Here is a 16,968-nt window from a genome sequence, read left to right on the forward strand (position 1 = left end):
CCCGATTCCGTCGCCAGCGCACCCGGCTTGCCCGTCCGTCGAACGGCTCCGCCGTCAGTCGAACGAGTCGGGCCGTCAGTCCAGTCGTTGCACCATAACGGCCGATGCCGCGTCGTCCGGCAGATCGAGCGGCTCGGCGCCGAGTTCTACTTCGGCGCCGGGGCTGAGACCATGTCCACTCAGCATCCGTAACTGCTGCGGATCGGCGTCCGAAACGCGTACAACTCGGTAGCGTCCGGGCTCGGCGTCGCTCAATGCGAGCACGTTCTGCGGATACCGGACGGTGCCGTCGGCGTCGGGAATCGGATCACCGTGCGGATCGACGTCCGGAGCGCCCAGCACACGCGCCACGCTATCGACGAATCGGTCCGAAACGGCGTGCTCCAGTTGTTCGGCCTCGTCGTGTACCTCGTCCCATCGGTAGCCGAGTTCACGGACCAGGAAGGTCTCGATCAGCCGGTGCCGACGGACCATCTGGATCGCATGTCGCCGTCCGGCGGCCGTCAGCCGGATCGGCCCGTATCGCTCATGTGCGAGCAGCCCCAGCGATTCCAATCGTCCGAGCGTGGCGGACGCCGTTGCACGGGTAGTGTTCATCCGTTCGGCGAGACTGCTCACCGTCGCGGGCGCCGATCCCCATTCGGTCGCGGACCAGATCACTTTCAGGTAGTCCTGCGCGACCGAAGTCAGCATCGGGGTCGACTCTCGGCGACGTGTCGGCATCGGTTTAGTCCTGCCCGGTAATCATGAGATACAGCAAGGCGACGTTCAACGTCACAATAGCGATTGCGACGCTCGCAGCGGCGATGCGCAGTCGCAGGCTGTTGACGAACGAACCCATGATGTCGGCGCGCCCGGTGTACCACGCCAACGGGATCAACGCGAACGGGATACCGAGCGACAGAACGACCTGGCTGAGCACCAGCGCCCAGGTCGGATCGACCCCGATTGCCAGGATGATCAACGCCGGAATGAGGGTGACGGCCCGGCGCCACAACACCGGTATACGCCGGTGAATCAGGCCGGCCATGATCGCCGACCCGGCGTACGCACCAACGGACGCCGAGGCGAGTCCGGATGCCAGCAGTCCGATGCCGAACACCAAACCGACTCCGGCCCCAAGGTGGGTGCTGATCGCATCGGCCGCACCTTCGATCGTGTTCGTCCCGGGGACTCCGGGCAACGCCGAGGCAGCCAACAACAGCATCGCAATGTTGACGCCACCGGCCACGATCAGCGCGAGCACCACATCCAACCTCGTGGCGCGCAACAGTCGTCGGATCCGGTCGGGGTCCTTGCTCACGCCATGCCGGTCGCGAGCGAGCCCGGAATGCAGGTATACCGCGTGCGGCATCACCGTCGCGCCAATCATGCTCGCCGCCAGCAACACCGTCGAGGATCCTTCAAAACGCGGCACCAGTCCCCCGGCAACCTCGCCCCAATCGGTCGTCGTGAAGAACAGACCCGCAACGAATCCGACCGCGATGATCGCGAGCATCGCGATCACCAAGAACTCGAACGTGCGCTGCCCACGACGAGACTGAACCGACAGCATGATCATCGAGATGACACCGACGATGACGCCTCCGACCGGTAACGGTAGGTCGAAGAGGATATGCAGCGCGATCGCGCCACCGATCACTTCGGCAAGATCAGTCGCGGCAGCGGTAACTTCGGCCTGCCCCCAGTACAGCAGTCTCGTCGGTTTGGACAGGCGACCGCCGAGCACCTCCGGCAGGCTCTGTCCCGTCACCAAACCCAGCTTCGCCGAGAGGTACTGCACCACGACGGCCATCACGTTCGCGACGACGAGCACCCACACCAGCAAATACCCGTACTCCGCACCCGCGGACAGGTTGGCGGCCACGTTACCGGGGTCGACGTAGGCGATGGCCGCGACGAACGCGGGACCAAGCAGCCCGATGAGGCGCGCCTCGGGCTTGCGCCGTGGTTGAGCGCGTTCGGCAGTGTCAGCGGGAGTGGACAACGGCGTATGGCTTTCTCGGTGGAAGCTCTAAGTTAGAGCACTCTAACAATTAGAGTTAGGACACTCTAACTCTCCCGGGCACGTCCGAGGAGATAGTTCGCAGTGACGTTCGAAACACGCCGTGCGCGCCGTCATTGCGATGATCCATGCGCCCGAACGCAGCGCCTACTCGAAGCGCAGCGATCATCTGTGCGGTGAGCTCGTCCGTCAGGACGCCGTGGCTGATGTGGCTGGGCCTAGTTACTACCGGCTCGCCGCCTCGGACTCGTACAGTTCGATCGCCGCGCGCACGAGCGCGGCGTTGTCCGGTGCGACGGATCCATCCGGCAGCAGCAGCGCGTCTTCGAGCCCGATCCGAGTCTGTACGCCGATCTGGGCCGCCCGCTGCACCATCGGCCAGGCGGTACTGCCGTTTCCGTGCAACAGAACCGGCACCGCACCGACATTGCGCTCGGACATCAGCGCCAGCATCGCGGACGCGGTGTGCTCCGCATCCGCTGCATCGGCGCCGTGTGGGAGTTCCACGAGCGCGCGGATGCACTGATCGCGGTGCGGCGAAGCAGCCCATCGCTCGATCGCGGTGTCAGTCCATAGGCCTGCTTCGATCGCGATGCCCTGCTCGATCAGGGTGGCGGCAACCTCGTCGGCGCCATCTTCATGCCAATTCACCGAGGCAAAGTCGGGTCGGATCCGCCATTCGCCGATGGCCGCCACCCGCTGCGCGGGGTCCGGTTGCGCCCAGGCCCCCGTAGTCACGCCGACGGGAATCTTCGGGCCGGCCGCTCGCACTGCGCCGAGCACCAATTCGAGGCGATCGGCATCCAAGGTGTCACGCCCATCGTCACCTTTCACGTGCAGGTGTACGGCGAACGCCCCGGCGGACTCGGCCGCGAGCACATCATCGGCAATCTGCTGAGCCGACACCGGCAGCGCTGGGTGTTGATCGGGAGTACGGGCACCGTTGATACAGGCTTTGACCGACATCCAGTGACACTACAACCTCCAGGCGCCACAACCCGCTCGGATAGTGTCGAGCCTCAACTGCACCTGCTCAAGGAGGCATCATGTCCGTCCTGTCCGCGTTGACCGAAGCGCTCGACTCCGGCGCCATCGAAGTCATCGACCTCACTGCCCCACTGTCCTCACAAACGCCCGTGCTGGAGCTCCCACCGGAGTTCGGTCAGACGGCAGTATTCGAACTCGAGGAGATCAGCAAGTACGACGACCGCGGACCGGCTTGGTACTGGAACAACATCCGCACCGGCGAGCACACCGGCACGCACTTCGACGCACCGAACCACTGGATCAGCGGTAAAGACCTCGGCGACATCGCCTCTGTGCCGGTGCGCCGAATGATCGGTCAAGCTGCCGTCCTCGATGTCACCGCCGAGGCGAGCGCGAATCCGGACTTTCTGGTGGAGGTCGAACACATCAAGGCGTGGGAGGCCGAGCACGGTCCGTTGCCCGCCGGAGGTTGGTTGCTGGTGCGCACCGGATGGGATGCGCGGTCACGATCACAAGCCGAGATGATCAACGCCGACGAGTCCGGCTCGCACACCCCCGGCCTATCTGTCGAGGCCGCACGATGGGTCGCCGAACAGACACCGGTGATCGGGATGGGTGTGGAGACCGTGGGCACCGACGCCGGCGCAGCGGCAGGGTTCGACCCGATGTTCCCCTGCCACTCGATGCTGATGGGTAACAACAAGTACGGCCTCACGCAGTTGCAAAACCTCGCCCAGCTCCCGCCAACCGGCGCCGTCATCATCGCCGGACCACTGCCGATCGTGAACGGCTCCGGCTCCCCCGCCCGCGTACTCGCGCTCGTCGAACGCTGATGGACGTCGCCGAGGCAATCGGGCGGGCGTTGGTGGACGCCGGGGTCGATCGGGCATTCGGCGTGGTCGGCTCCGGAAACTTCGCGATTACCAATGCGATCGTGGCCGCCGGAGCGCCATTCACTGCCGCACGGCACGAGGGCGGTGCGGTGACGATGGCCGACGCATACGCGCGCACCAGCGGACGGGTCGGCGTCGTGACCGTGCATCAAGGCTGCGGGCTGACCAACGCGATGACCGGTCTGACCGAAGCGGCAAAGAGTCGCACTCCGCTACTCATCGTCGCCGCCGAAGCGACGGCGCCGCGATCGAATTTCTACGTCGACCAACGTGCGCTGGCTACCGCGATCGGCGCAGATTCCATCCGCATCAGCGATCCGGCAAAAGCCGAACGCCTCGTCGCAGATGCCGTCGAGGCCACTCTGCGTGAACGCCGAACAATCCTGTTGAACGTGCCGCTCGACGTACAGGCCATGCCCGCTCGGGCGCGACCGATAGTCGAGCCCGCGACGTACGCCGACTTCATTGAACCGGCGCCCACCGCATCCGTGCAGCCACGCCCGAAGCCCCAACGGGATCCGGCGCCGGAACAGGTGCGCCGCTTGATCGACGTACTCGCCCGCGCCGAACGTCCCGTGTTCATCGCCGGGCGCGGCGCGCGCAGCGATTCAGCACGCGCGGCACTCGAACTGCTGGCCGAGCGCTCCGGGGCGCTGCTGGCGACCTCCGCCGTTGCCAAGGGCCTGTTTCGGGGCAACCGGTGGTCGCTGGATGTGTCCGGTGGATTCGCCTCGCCACTGGCCGCGGAACTGATCGCCGGCGCAGACCTGATCGTCGGGTGGGGCACCGCACTGAATATGTGGACCACTCGGCACGGGCGTCTCATCGGGCAGAACGCCCTCATCGCTCAGGTGGACGACGATCCGGACGCACTCGGGGCCCACCGCCCGATCGACGTCGGCGTACTCGGCGATGTTTCGGCCACGGCTGAGCACGCGCTGCGGTCCTGGACCGCGGACACGCGCGTGGGCTACCGCCGCGCCGACGTCGGCGAAGCCCTCACCGAACGCGGTACGTGGCTGACGACGGCGTACGACGATGTGAGCACCGCGGAGCGGGTCGATGCGCGCACGCTCACGAAGCGTCTCGATGCGATCCTGCCGCAAGAACGGGTCATCGGCGTCGACTCCGGCAACTTCATGGGCTACCCGAGCATGTTCCTGCGCACCCCCGACGAACGCGGATTCTGCTTCACACAGGCATTCCAGTCGGTCGGGCTCGGGCTGGCGACCGCGATTGGCGCTGCGCTGGCACAGCCTGACCGCCTACCGATTGCCGCCGTGGGCGACGGCGGATTGTTCATGGCGGCGTCCGAATTGGAGACCGTCGTTCGGCTCGGGCTGCCGATGGTGATCATCGTGTACAACGATGCGGCGTACGGCGCCGAAATCCACCACTTCGGCCCGAGCGGTGCGCCGCTGGATGTGGTGCGGTTCGCGGACGTCGATATTGCCGCGATCGCGCGTGGGTATGGGTTCGAGGCGCTGACCGTACACACCGTTGCCGATCTTGATCGGGCCATCGAATGGGTTGACGGTCCGCGCGGTCGACCGCTGTTGATCGACGCGAAGGTGACCACCGACGACGCCTCATGGTGGCTCGCGGACGCGTTCGGTCACTGACGGGCACCGAACGTCCTATGCCGTAGCCGGGGCATCGGCGCCCTGTGACGGCGAAGGCCGGTCGCATACGCTTGACGTTCCGTAGCGAACCTAAAGGAGACATAGATGAGTGAGCGCGACGTAGTCGTCCTGTCCGCGGTACGTTCTGCGATCGGCAGCTTCGGCGGCGGCCTGTCCGACCAGGAACCAGCTGACCTCGGCGGAGCCGTGATGAAAGAGGCCGTCGGCCGCTCAGGCGTCGATCCCGATCAGGTCAATTATGTCACCGTGGGCAACGTGATCCCCACGGAGTCCCGCTACCCCTACGTCGCTCGTGTCGCGGCGATTCAGGCGGGACTGTCGATGGACTCGGTGGCGATGGGAGTCAACCGGCTATGTTCCTCGGGTCTGCAGGCGGTCGTGTCAACGGCGCAGAACATTCTGCTCGGTGACGCCGAGTTCGGCGTCGGCGGCGGTGTTGAGGTCATGTCGCGCGGCGCGTACCTCTCCCCCGCGATGCGCAGCGGAGCGCGGATGGGTGATACCGCGATGGTCGACAGTATGGTCGCGGCATTGACCGACCCGTTCGGCGTTGGGCACATGGGCATCACCGCGGAGAACCTCGCAGAAAAGTGGGACATCACCCGTGAGCAGCAGGACGAGCTCGCTGCCGAATCGCACCGGCGCGCGGCGGTCGCGATCGAGGAAGGCCGATTCACCTCGCAGATCGTGCCGATCGTGAAGAAGTCGCGCAAGGGCGAGGTTGTCATCGACACCGACGAGCATGTACGTCCCGGAACCACCGTCGACACGCTCGCCGGTATGCGTCCAGCGTTCAAGAAGGACGGCACCGTCACCGCCGGCAACGCATCGGGCATCAACGACGGCGCCGCGTTCCTCGTCCTGGGCGAGGCTCAGGCCGCGGCCGAAGCGGGCGCGAAGCCGATCGCCCGCTTGGCGTCGTACGCCGTCGCCGGCGTACCGAACCACATCATGGGTGAAGGACCGATCCCGGCAACGAAGAAGGCGCTCGCCAAGGGCGGGTTCACGCTGGACCAGATGGACGTCATCGAATCGAATGAGGCGTTCGCCGCGCAGGCGATCGCGGTCGCCCGGGGCCTGGACCTGGACATGGCGAAGACCAACCCAAACGGCGGCGCGATCGCGCTCGGGCACCCGATCGGCTGCTCGGGCGCTTTCCTCGCGGTAAAAGCGATCCACGAACTTGAGCGGATCGGCGGAAAGTACGCGCTGGTCACCATGTGCGTCGGCGGCGGGCAGGGAATCGCCGCGGTATTCGAGAAGCTGTAACCGTAAGACAGAGCCGATCGGGCGGTACGACGCTGACGTCGTACCGCCCGATCAGTTTCTTCGTGTCCTCATTACCGCGATCCCGGACCCTATTGCCCCGGGCGCCGGTACGGCTACTCTTCGGCGCGCCGGCCCAACCCCAAGACCACCGCGACCCCGCCGAACAGGATCATCGCCAACGCGGTCAGCGCGGCCGGCAGCACCGCTTGCACACCCGTCATCGCCAGATCGCCGCGCGTGGTATCGGCGGGGGTAGCGAGCCTCGTCGGCGGAACGTTCGACGACGTGGCGGCATCGTCCCCGTCATCGGTCCCCGACGACGGAGGCGTCGACGGAGGCGTCGATGAATCACTCGCCGGGCCGACGACGATCCGTAGTTCAGCCGTCGCCGGGTCGTTCACCGAGACCGTGAACACAAACCCGCCGGCGTCCGTCGGCGTACCCGAGATGAGCCCGTCATCAGACAGTTTCAGCCCCGGCGGCAACGAGCCGGCCGCAATGCTCCAGACGTAGATGCCGTCCTCGGCTCCGGTCGCCTCAAGTTGTGCCTTGTAGGGCACCCCGACCCGCGCCGTGGGTAGTTTGTCGGTGAGCACGGCCAGTTCGGGCGGCGTGGCGGTGACCGCGACGTTGAACAGGGCCGAGCCCGCCACCGCGTTAGCTGTCGCCGCAACTGTCACCGGTCCTTCGGACTGCCCAGCGGTGAGAGTGAGCGCGACGGCAAGACCGTCATCGTCGGTGCTCACCACAACGGACGGTTCCCCGCCGAAGGAAGCGTCCCCGCCGGTCACCTCGAACGTCACGTCGACGCCCGCAGCGGGGGCGCCTTGGGTGTCGCTGACCAGCGCACTCAGTGGCGTCTGGAAGTCGAACCCCGCCTCGGCTGCTTGGCCATCGCCGCCGTACGCCTCGATCGTCGCTGGTGGGGCGGGCGCGACATCGATCGTCAGCGAAACTGTGGCGCTCAGTGCGTTTGCATCGGTTACCTGAGCGGTGAACGCAAACGTTCCGGCGGTCGTAGGCACGCCCTGGATCGTGCCGTCGGTGCCGAGTTCGAGGCCGGCGGGTAACCCGCCGTCGATGGATCCGAATGCGTACGGTGCGGTACCACCTGTCGCCTCGAGCGTGTCCGCATAGTCCGCCCCGACGGTCCCGTCCGGAAGCGCGGTGGTCGTGAGCGCCAGCGGCTCGCCGACGACATCCTGCACTGAGCCGATATGGCACGGCTCGCCGGCCGGACTTTGTACGCCGCGTTGATCGGTCACCGGGCACACCTCGACATCGACCCCGCCGTGGGTCAGCACGGTGCCCGGCGGAATCACGCCGACGGCTGGTGAACCCGGCTTTGGAGCGATGGTCGCGGTCGGACCACCATTGTCGCCGAGGTCGTTGAGTAGACCCGCAAGGTGCGGTGCGTTGGCTACGCTGCCCACGCCGCCGTCCACGCAGGAGCCGTCCGAGTCGATGTTGTAGCCGCCGTCAACGTTGTGATCGCCAGGGAGCCAACAATCGTGGAAGTCGTTGTCGGCGAAGATGCTACTGACCACGCTCACCTCGACTGTGGGGCGTGCGGAGATCCCGTCACGGTTGCCGACGAAGGTCGACGCGATGACCGTCAACTTGCCGGAGTCGAGATAGATCCCACCAATCCCGTTATCGTTGCCGTCGAACGTGGAGGTGCGCACATCGACATCGCCGCCGGCGAGACTCGTTATGCCGCCGCCGAAGGTACTCGCACCCGTCGCGTCGTTGTCCGCGAAGGTCGAACTCGTGACGCTCGCACTAGCCTGCGCCGTCCATAGCACGATGCCGCCGCCGTAACCGGCATCGGTGAAGTTGTCCACGAAAGTCGAGTCGGCCACGACGAGCTCGCCCTCGCGGACGACGATTCCGCCGCCGGAGTCGGAGTAATCGGCACTGCCGATACTTCCGCGCACTGTCAGTGCGTCGACATTCAGCGTGCCGCTGCCGGTGTAGTCCACGACGTATGGCGCTGCCTCGAGCCCATCAAGGATGGGCGAGACGCCGGTATCGGCTTGGATGCTGAGCGAGTCCTGATCGATGACCCAGCCCGTCTGTGTCGTGAACGTAGCCGAGGAGTCGGGATTCGCAGCGAGGATGACCGTGTCGCCGTCTGTCGCGAGGTCGAGCGCCTGTTGCAACGTGCACGCGTCCTGCAACGTCGCTACTGCCGGGCAGGACGACGGATCGCTCACCTCGCCGCTCGGGTAGGCATACAGCGATGTCGCTGCGTGCTGATCGAGCACTGTCTGCGTGCCCGCCACCTGAGTCTGCTGACTGATCGAACCAGAGTTGGCGATCGTGCCGTCCCCCGAGATCGTCCCGCTGCCGGTGACCGCGCCCGAGTTTTCGAAGGTGCCGGTGTTCTGCAGCGTGCCGCCCTTGAGGTCGATGCTTTCGCCTGCGGGCAGCCGCAGCGTCCCGGAGTTACTGACCGCGCCCAGTTCGCTGGGCCCACCGATCGCCATATCGGTCGCGCCTGAGACGGTGACGACAGCGGGTGCCACGATCGCGAGCGCGCCGGCGGCGACTGGTGGCGATCCAGCACCATCCCCGTTACTGCCACCGATTCCGGCGGCGTTCACACCACCGGTCGCCATCACCGTGCCGCCCGTGATCGTTACATCGCCGCCGCCGCCAATGCCCGCTGCGGTGTCCGTCGCGGACGACGCATCCAAAGTTCCGGTGGCACCCGGACTCGTATCAGTAATGGTCAACGAAGCGGTCTTCGGAACGCCGAGCGCAGCGCGGTCCGAATGTCCGGTCACCGACAGGTCGTACCCGTCAAGGTCAAGCGTCACATTGGCGCCGGGCGTTACGTCCAGAGCCAATGCGTCGGAGTCGATGGCCAGATCACAGGGCACCGTCACCGTCTCGCCGCTGGCTGCACCGTTAAAAGACGTCGTGAATTCGCTCGGGTCACACGCTGGCACGATCGCCAAACTTGGGGCGGCGGGCAGGACGACGCCCATCGTCACCAATGCGGTGACCAGGCCCAATCGCGCGGACCGATTGCGTCGACGCGTAGTGGTCGAAGCGGACATACTGCGGCGACGGATGCTCACTCGGTATTCCCTTCGATGGCTGGGTATGACCTTACAGAGGTCACACCGCCGTGTCACTGCCCTAATGTTGCGGGGTTCAACCCGCGAAACTACGGGTTCTGACCTTGCCAGCGCCCCGGCGAGTCATGCTCACGGCTCGTTGCCGTGGCATCGCGGTCAGATCCAGCCATACCGTTGCGCGATCTGCACCGCCTCATGCCGATTCGCCGCGCCCAACTTCACCATTGCCGCAGACAGATAATTGCGCACGGTCCCGGGTGACAGGAACGCGCGCGCGGCGACCTCGCCAATCGGTGCGCCGCTGGCGGACAGTTCCAACACGTCGCATTCGCGCGGTGTCAACGGGCAGTCCCCGGCCTGCATGGCCTCCGCGGCCAGGTCGGGATCGACGTACCGACCGCCATCAGCGACGACGCGCACGGCTTCGGCGAACCGCTCCGCCGAGGCCGTTTTCGGCAAGAACCCCGATACCCCTGATTCCAGGGCCCGCGTGAGATAACCGGGGCGACCGTGCGAGGTCACGATCACCGTCCGCACGTGCTCCGGCAACTGCATGGCGAGCTCGATCCCGTCAGTGTCGGGCATCTGCAAATCCAGAACCGCAACATCCACGTCGCTCACCTGCAACGCCTCAACCGCCGAACCGCAGGTCGCGACGACCTCGATACCGGCCTCAAGCCCCAGCAGCACCCCCACGGCGTCTCGCACCAGCGCCTCATCGTCGACGACCATGACGCGGATCGGTGGGCTGCTCATGATGCACGCACCCGTTCGATGTCGCGAGCGCCGTTGCCGAGTGCCCCGGCGCGGAAATTCTGATCGTCGCCACTCCGATCCACCTCGAATGACACCGTCAGCACGAACGTGTCCCCCTCCCGTGACACCGACATCACCCCACCGAGAGGCGCGATGCGCTCGGCGAGACCGTTGAGCCCGGACCCCCGCACCGAGCCCGAACCGGGCACCGCTCGATCATTACTCAGCCGCACCACGAGTACGGCGTCCTCGCGCTGGGCAGTAATCCAGCAGTGCGCGGCGTTGCTGTGCCGAATCACGTTGGTGACGCCTTCACGCACAACCCAACCAACCCCCTCGCGTAACGCGATCGGGATGTCCGCGGCGTCCAGCTCGATCCGCGGCTCGATGGAGGCGGCGCGCAATAGCGACTGGGCACCGCGTAGTTCTGCGGCGAGATCTACCGCCCGATAACCGCGTACGACGGCCCGCATCTCCGATAAGGAATCGCCGGCGAGTTGGCGTACGGCGTCCATCTCCCGGACCGAAGCGGGCACGTCACGGTTTGCCAGCCGCCCGGCGACCTGACTCTTGAGGGCGATGGCCGACAGGTTACGCCCGAGGGTGTCGTGCAGGTCGCGCGCGAACCGCAGCCGCTCCTCGGCGACCGCCAGCTGCGATGCGACGTCGCGGGAACGATCGACCTCATACATCAACGACAGCATGGCAAACGACGCCCGCACCGACACGATCAGCGCCAGCACGAAGATCGCCGTGCTGAACACCCGCGCGGGTATCTGTGGGCCAGGGACGCCGAACGCGAGGATGACGCCGACGATTGCGACGTACGAAATGAGGGTCTGGACGATCAAACGGCGTTTCGACGCGCCGATGCTGGCTACCGCGATGGCGTATCCGCCGACCAGAACCGGGATCCACATCTGCGGCTCCCCCGACTCGCCGGTCCCATCGGGCAATACCGCGTAGACGACGGCGAGGGTAAGAGCGCCGAGTACCAGCACAAGAATGCCGAGTTTGCCGGCGTCTGGTCGCTGTTCGCGAAGCGCGCGCACTCGGCCGCGGATCGCAACCACGGCAAGGACGACCTGCGCGAGGACGAGAACCCAGAACACCGCCGTGAGCGTCGCGTTGGCGCGGACCATCTCGGCGTGCCATTGCGCAAGAATCAGCGGGGCCAGACACGCCAGCAAGTAGAGGCTCCACGCGGTGTAATCCTCGAACTTCGTGACACTCGTCCGCCGCGACCAGGAGAACAGCGGCACCTTTCGATCGGCCATACCGCTCAGCCTAACGGCGCGGCTCCCACGTGAAGCGCTCCTTGATGATCCAGCCGGTGACGACGACCCAGGCGAGTAGGACGACGGTCGGGGTGAGGCAGCGCGCGACACCGTCGGCGAATGAGAAGATAGCTTCGCCGTTCCGGTTGATGCCCTGCATGCCGATGTTGAGCAACTCCACGACGCTGGCGCCCGGGGTCAACCGGGCGACGTTCTCCAGCGCATCGGGCAATACGTGCAGCGGGAAGAACATCCCGGACAGCCCCATCGTGATCAGCACGACCGGCAAGGTCGTGACCTGCGCGGTCTCCGCGGTCCTGGTGTATGGGACGGAGGCCGCTGCAAGCATCATGAACACGGCGAAGCCCAACACCACGGCGAGCAGCACGGCAACGACGTTCTCGAACCCAGGTATCGGACCGATGATGATCGCGCCGATCACCACCACGATGATCTGCAGCACCGCGAGCACCAGACTCGGAAGCGCGGTCGCGAACAGAATTCCGTAATCCGGCACGGTGCCGGTGCGCATCCGCTTCAGCACGTATGACTCTCGTCGCGCGACGTACGTCGTCACCAGGTTGTAGTAGACGACGTACGACATCGCCAGGACGACAGCCGAGGTGACCATGACGGTCGTCGGCGATCCGAGGTCTGAATCCTGCCCGATCATGTACAGCGCGGCGACGAGCGCGAGTGGCACCAGGATCGTGTTGACCAACGCGGTGCGATTACGCAACAGCATGGTGAGTTCGGCGCGAGCCAGGGAGCTCATCCCGTGGGTGCGCGCGACGGGTCGCGGCGCGCTGGCTTTGCTGGTGGTTTTCCCGGTGGTCGCTTTTCCGGTAGTGGATTTTCCGGTGGTGGTCATCGTCAACCCTCCTTACAGGTCGGTGATGTCAGGCAGCGAGTGCGGACTGCGGGCTGTCGGAATTCGCTATCGCCAGGAAGGCCTCCTCCAGCGACGCGGCGCGGCCTTGCAGGCCTTCAAGCGTCAGGCTGTGCTGGTCTGCCCACCGCAACAAGATGGAGAGATCGCGCTGGAGTTGACGAGTGCGATAGGTGAGCCAATCGCGATCGAACGTCGGCGGCACGCTCAGTTCCGGCAGCTGCGGCATACCGTCCTGGTAGCGGAAGGTGATCGTTGCGGACTGCGTCCGAGCGATCTCTCGCGTGGTCCCTTCGGCGACCACGACCCCGCCTTTCATGATGGCCAGGCGATCGGCGAGTTCCTCAGCTTCGTCGAGGTAGTGCGTGGTGAGTACGGCGGCGCAACCGTCCCGCACTAGGTCCGCGATCAGCGCCCAGGTGGTCGCGCGGCTCTGCGGGTCGAGCCCGGTGGTTGGTTCGTCGAGGAACAGCACATCGGGCCGCCCCATTAAGGCCAGCGCGAGATCCAATCGGCGGCGCTCACCACCGGAAAGTGACTTGAGGTGTACGTCGGCGCGGTGCGTGAGCTGGACCAAGTCGAGGGTTTCGGGCGTCGGGCGCGGATCAGGCAAAGTTCCGGCCCACATCCGCGCAGTCTCCGCGACGGTCAGGTCGTCCGGTAAGCCGCCATGTTGCAGCATGATGCCCATCCGCGGACGGACGATACGACGATCGGCGTACGGGTCGCGTCCAAGCACCCGGACCGTGCCGCTGGTCGGCTTGGCGAGTCCCTCCGCGACTTCGAGCGCGGAGGTTTTTCCCGCACCGTTCGTGCCGAGTAGTGCGAATAGTTCACCGGGGGCGACCTCGAAGGAGACGCCCTTGACGGCTTCGAAGCCGGTCGTGGCGTTCCCGTAACGACGGCGCAGATCAATGACCTCGATGGCTGGATGCGCGGTGGCGTTCATATCCCCACACTCGCCGCTGCGCCCGAGCTCGGGTAGTCACAAATGTCATGACCCCTGTGCCCCGCGGGACTAGGTCCAGGCCTTGCCCGCAGATTCCGTCGGGCGGTATTCATGGCACCGCCACCGCGTCAGCCGTTGCCAACCAAAACGCAGCCTGAGCGGTGAGATAGCCGTCATACATCGATAAGTCGCCGCACAGACTGCGTCTTGTGCGGCGTCGGCTCACTGGCTGGGCGCCGCCGGACTCCTCAGATCGTGAGCGAGCGCGCGACGTGCGTCGGCGACAGACGTGCGCCAACTCCGGTGTCGAACCGCTCGCGCAGCGTCACCGGTGAATCACCGGGTTCGGCGATCAACCCGCGAGCGCGCAGTTCCGGCACCAGGTACTCGACGAGGTCCGCGAAGGTGCCTGGCATCGTGGCATACATGAAGTTGAATCCGTCGACGTCCGCCACGTCCTGCCACTGTTGCAGCTGATCGGCAACCGAGGTCGGTGAGCCGGTGATGACCGGACCCCGCCCGCCGATGCTGACCCACCGCGCGAGTTCTTCGATCGTCCACTGTCGGTCAGCGTCCCGCGTGAAACTATCCAACGCAGACCGATTGGCATCCGTGGTCACGTGTACCAGTGGCTCGTCCGGCGCCAGGCCGGCGAGATCAACCCCGGCCCAACCGCCGAACAAGGCCAATGCCCCCTCCAGGCTCGCAGATTTCCGGTAGTCGGCCAGCAATGCTTCGGCCTCCGCGTCCGTTCCGCGCACGATTGTCGTCAGCCCGGCGATCACCTTGACCGACCGCGGATCGCGTCCGGCCTCGGCCGCTTCCGCACGAATCGCATCGACCGTCTTACGAGCCGCCGCTGGGGTCGGCGCAATCGCGAAGACAACCTCGGCATGCCGTGCCGCGAACTGGCGACCCCGCGGCGAGGCTCCCGCCTGGAAGATGACCGGCGTACGTTGCGGCGACGGCTCGCACAGGAACGCGCCTGGTACGTCGAAGTACCTGCCGTGATGGTCAATATCGTGCACCTTCTCCGGCACGGCATAGATTCCCGCGGCAGCGTCCTTGATGACCGCGTCGTCGTCCCAGGAGTGCTCCCACAGCTTGTAACAGACCTCCAGGTATTCATCGGCGATGTCATAGCGCTCATCGTGCGCGACCTGCGCCGTGAACCCGAGATTCTTGGCGGCCGAGTCGAGGTATCCGGTCACTACGTTCCAACCGATACGGCCGTTGCTGAGGTGGTCCAACGTCGTCATCCGCCGCGCCAACGAGTACGGCTGTTCGTACGTCGTGGTGACGGTGACGCCGAATCCCAGATTCCGAGTCGCGGCCGCCATCGCCGATATACCGAGAATCGGATCATTCACCGGCACCTGAACCGCCGAGCGTACGGCGGCATCGCGAGATCCGCCGTACACGTCGTACGTACCCAGCACGTCGGCCAGGAACAACGAGTGGAACCCACCGGATTCCAACATCCTGGCCAGTCCCGTCCAGTGCTCCAGGGACGTGTAGTCGGCGCTCGCATCATCCTCGCGGGTCCATAATCCCGGATTCTGATGGCCTACACAGGCCATGGCGAACGCATTCAACATCATGGGACGAGTCATGCCGGGACGCTAACACCACCGGAGTTCGCTGCGTCTACGGCCGCTCGCCGCCACCAGTGCACCAGGCACAACGCAGCAATCGCGAGCATCAGCGCGGGCACCCAGAGCACGCCGTACCGCACGATCTGCTCGAGTACGCCGGACGTAGCCGGCTCCGTGACGGTGGCGTCCAGTGAAACCCACGCGAATCCTAGGGCTGAACCGATTCCGCCGACGCCGATGGCAAATCCGACCGCGGCTGGATCGTTCGCGTTACGTCGAGCAACGACGGCGCACGGGTATGCGATCAGGGCACCGATGATCCCGATGTAGAACAGGACGCCGAAGGCGTCGTAACTGATGCCCTGCAACATTGGATCGAGCGAGTGTGCTGTGCGTTCACCGACGTAGCCGAGCCGATCGGCGAGGTCGGGATCGAGCGCGCTGACGCGCACGACGTCGTACATCCACGCAAGCCACATGCCGACGACTGCGCAGCAGATGAGCAGGAGCGTCGCCGCCGTCACCGCCGCGGGAGTGTGGTCGCCTCTCGTCGGATTCGCCATTCGATAATTCTCGCAGGTCGCGCCGCGACAGCCGGTGGGCAATCACGACATCAAGGCAACGAGCAGCGTTCACATCCGGTTCATCATCGCCGACTAGCCTCTTCGCGTGGCCTACAACATCCGCGAGTACATCGACCGTCTACAGATCGACGGACACACCCTTGGCGACGACCATGACGATGATCCGGTCCTGCTGGACCCGAAGGGTCGCGCGGTCGATACCTGGCGCGAAAACTACCCGTACGACGAGCGCCTGCCACGCGAGGAGTACGACGAGGCGAAGTACCGGCTGCAGGTCGAGTTACTGAAGTTCCAGCGCTGGCAGCAACGGACCGGCGAGCGCCACCTGCTTATCTTCGAAGGTCGCGACGCCGCCGGTAAGGGCGGCACGATCAAACGCTTCATGGAGCATTTGAACCCCAGGCACGCCAAGGTCGTGGCGCTGGTGAAGCCGAGCGAGCGCGAGGCTACGCAGTGGTATTTCCAGCGGTACGTCGCCCATCTGCCAGCCGCTGGTGAATCGGTACTCTTCGACCGCAGTTGGTATAACCGGGCCGGTGTCGAACGCGTGATGGGGTTCTGCTCCGATGAGCAGTATGAGGCGTTCATGGCCGACGTGCCGCAGTTTGAGCGAATGTTGGTCAGTTCCGGTATCCACGTGACCAAATTTTGGTTCTCGGTGACGCAGTCCGAACAGCGCACCCGCTTCATCATTCGGCAGGTCGACCCTGTTCGGCAGTGGAAACTTTCACCGATGGACCTCGAGTCATTGGATAAGTGGAATGCCTACACCGCGGCGAAGGAGGAGATGTTTCGGCGCACGGACATCACCGAGGCGCCCTGGGTGACGATCAAGAGCAACGACAAGAAACGCGCGCGGTTGGAAGCGATGCGTCACTTCCTGTCACGGATCGACTATGACGACAAGGATTTTGACGCCGTTGGCGCCCCGGATCCGCTGATCGTCAAGCGCGGCATTGAAGCTGTCGGCGACTAGCGCTGCCGCAGACCCACCCGGCCTGATCCCAGGCATACGCGGGATCAGGCCCGCGTGGT

At 65.4% G+C, this 16,968-nt stretch carries 14 protein-coding genes; 4 read left to right on the forward strand and 10 right to left on the reverse strand.

Annotated elements, in window-relative coordinates; all coding sequences use genetic code 11:
* Positions 1-75 precede the first annotated feature (75 nt).
* From E1H16_RS15955 to E1H16_RS15965, 3 genes are all read right to left on the reverse strand, one after another.
* Positions 76-723 carry a metal-dependent transcriptional regulator gene (locus E1H16_RS15955; RefSeq protein ID WP_134324915.1) on the reverse strand — a complete coding sequence of 216 codons (648 nt, stop codon included), beginning with the start codon at positions 721-723 and terminating at the stop codon, positions 76-78.
* Positions 724-727: 4 nt separating this feature from the next.
* Positions 728-1,987: an Nramp family divalent metal transporter gene (locus E1H16_RS15960; protein ID WP_134324916.1), complete on the reverse strand. Its 1,260-nt coding sequence runs from the start codon at positions 1,985-1,987 to the stop codon at positions 728-730.
* A gap of 243 nt (positions 1,988-2,230) precedes the next feature.
* A complete protein-coding gene (locus E1H16_RS15965; RefSeq protein WP_134324917.1) occupies positions 2,231-2,971 on the reverse strand; it encodes a 3-keto-5-aminohexanoate cleavage protein in 741 nt (246 codons plus the stop codon).
* 80 nt (positions 2,972-3,051) lie between these two features.
* Between E1H16_RS15965 and E1H16_RS15970 the strand changes: the two genes are divergently transcribed.
* The 3 genes from E1H16_RS15970 (at position 3,052) to E1H16_RS15980 (ending at position 6,797) form a co-directional block, all read left to right on the forward strand.
* A complete protein-coding gene (locus tag E1H16_RS15970) occupies positions 3,052-3,825 on the forward strand; it encodes a cyclase family protein (RefSeq protein WP_134324918.1) in 774 nt (257 codons plus the stop codon).
* Positions 3,825-5,507 carry a thiamine pyrophosphate-binding protein gene (locus E1H16_RS15975; protein ID WP_134324919.1) on the forward strand — a complete coding sequence of 561 codons (1,683 nt, stop codon included), beginning with the start codon at positions 3,825-3,827 and terminating at the stop codon, positions 5,505-5,507. The genes E1H16_RS15970 and E1H16_RS15975 overlap by 1 nt, the downstream gene beginning before the upstream one ends.
* Positions 5,508-5,612: 105 nt before the next feature.
* Entirely contained in the window at positions 5,613-6,797 is a 1,185-nt protein-coding gene (locus E1H16_RS15980; protein ID WP_134324920.1) for an acetyl-CoA C-acyltransferase family protein, read from the forward strand.
* 113 nt (positions 6,798-6,910) lie between these two features.
* Here the strand turns inward: E1H16_RS15980 and E1H16_RS15985 are convergent, their stop codons facing one another.
* The 7 genes from E1H16_RS15985 to E1H16_RS16015 all read right to left on the reverse strand — a co-directional run bounded on the left by E1H16_RS15985 (position 6,911) and on the right by E1H16_RS16015 (position 15,912).
* Complete coding sequence (locus E1H16_RS15985) at positions 6,911-9,883, reverse strand: Ig domain-containing protein (protein WP_134324921.1); 2,973 nt, start codon at positions 9,881-9,883, stop codon at positions 6,911-6,913.
* Positions 9,884-10,039: 156 nt separating this feature from the next.
* On the reverse strand, positions 10,040-10,639 hold the full coding sequence (locus E1H16_RS15990; protein WP_134324922.1) for a response regulator transcription factor: 600 nt from the start codon (positions 10,637-10,639) through the stop codon (positions 10,040-10,042).
* Entirely contained in the window at positions 10,636-11,916 is a 1,281-nt protein-coding gene (locus tag E1H16_RS15995) for a sensor histidine kinase (protein ID WP_134324923.1), read from the reverse strand. The genes E1H16_RS15990 and E1H16_RS15995 overlap by 4 nt, the downstream gene beginning before the upstream one ends.
* 10 nt (positions 11,917-11,926) lie before the next feature.
* Positions 11,927-12,787 (reverse strand): ABC transporter permease, encoded by an 861-nt coding sequence (locus E1H16_RS16000; protein WP_134324924.1) that lies wholly within the window; start codon positions 12,785-12,787, stop codon positions 11,927-11,929.
* A 28-nt stretch (positions 12,788-12,815) separates the two neighbouring features.
* Complete coding sequence (locus E1H16_RS16005) at positions 12,816-13,754, reverse strand: ABC transporter ATP-binding protein (protein WP_134324925.1); 939 nt, start codon at positions 13,752-13,754, stop codon at positions 12,816-12,818.
* A 248-nt stretch (positions 13,755-14,002) separates the two neighbouring features.
* On the reverse strand, positions 14,003-15,367 hold the full coding sequence (locus E1H16_RS16010; protein ID WP_134324926.1) for an LLM class flavin-dependent oxidoreductase: 1,365 nt from the start codon (positions 15,365-15,367) through the stop codon (positions 14,003-14,005).
* Positions 15,364-15,912: a hypothetical protein gene (locus E1H16_RS16015; RefSeq protein WP_134324927.1), complete on the reverse strand. Its 549-nt coding sequence runs from the start codon at positions 15,910-15,912 to the stop codon at positions 15,364-15,366. The genes E1H16_RS16010 and E1H16_RS16015 overlap by 4 nt, the downstream gene beginning before the upstream one ends.
* Before the next feature lie 106 nt (positions 15,913-16,018).
* Here E1H16_RS16015 and ppk2 point away from each other — a divergent pair, with 106 nt between their 5' ends.
* Positions 16,019-16,909, forward strand: a complete 891-nt coding sequence (gene ppk2 / locus E1H16_RS16020; protein WP_134324928.1) for a polyphosphate kinase 2 — start codon at positions 16,019-16,021, stop codon at positions 16,907-16,909.
* The last annotated feature ends 59 nt before the right edge of the window (positions 16,910-16,968 follow it).

It is taken from the genome of Cumulibacter soli, assembly GCF_004382795.1.
Lineage (GTDB): Bacteria > Actinomycetota > Actinomycetes > Mycobacteriales > Antricoccaceae > Cumulibacter > Cumulibacter soli.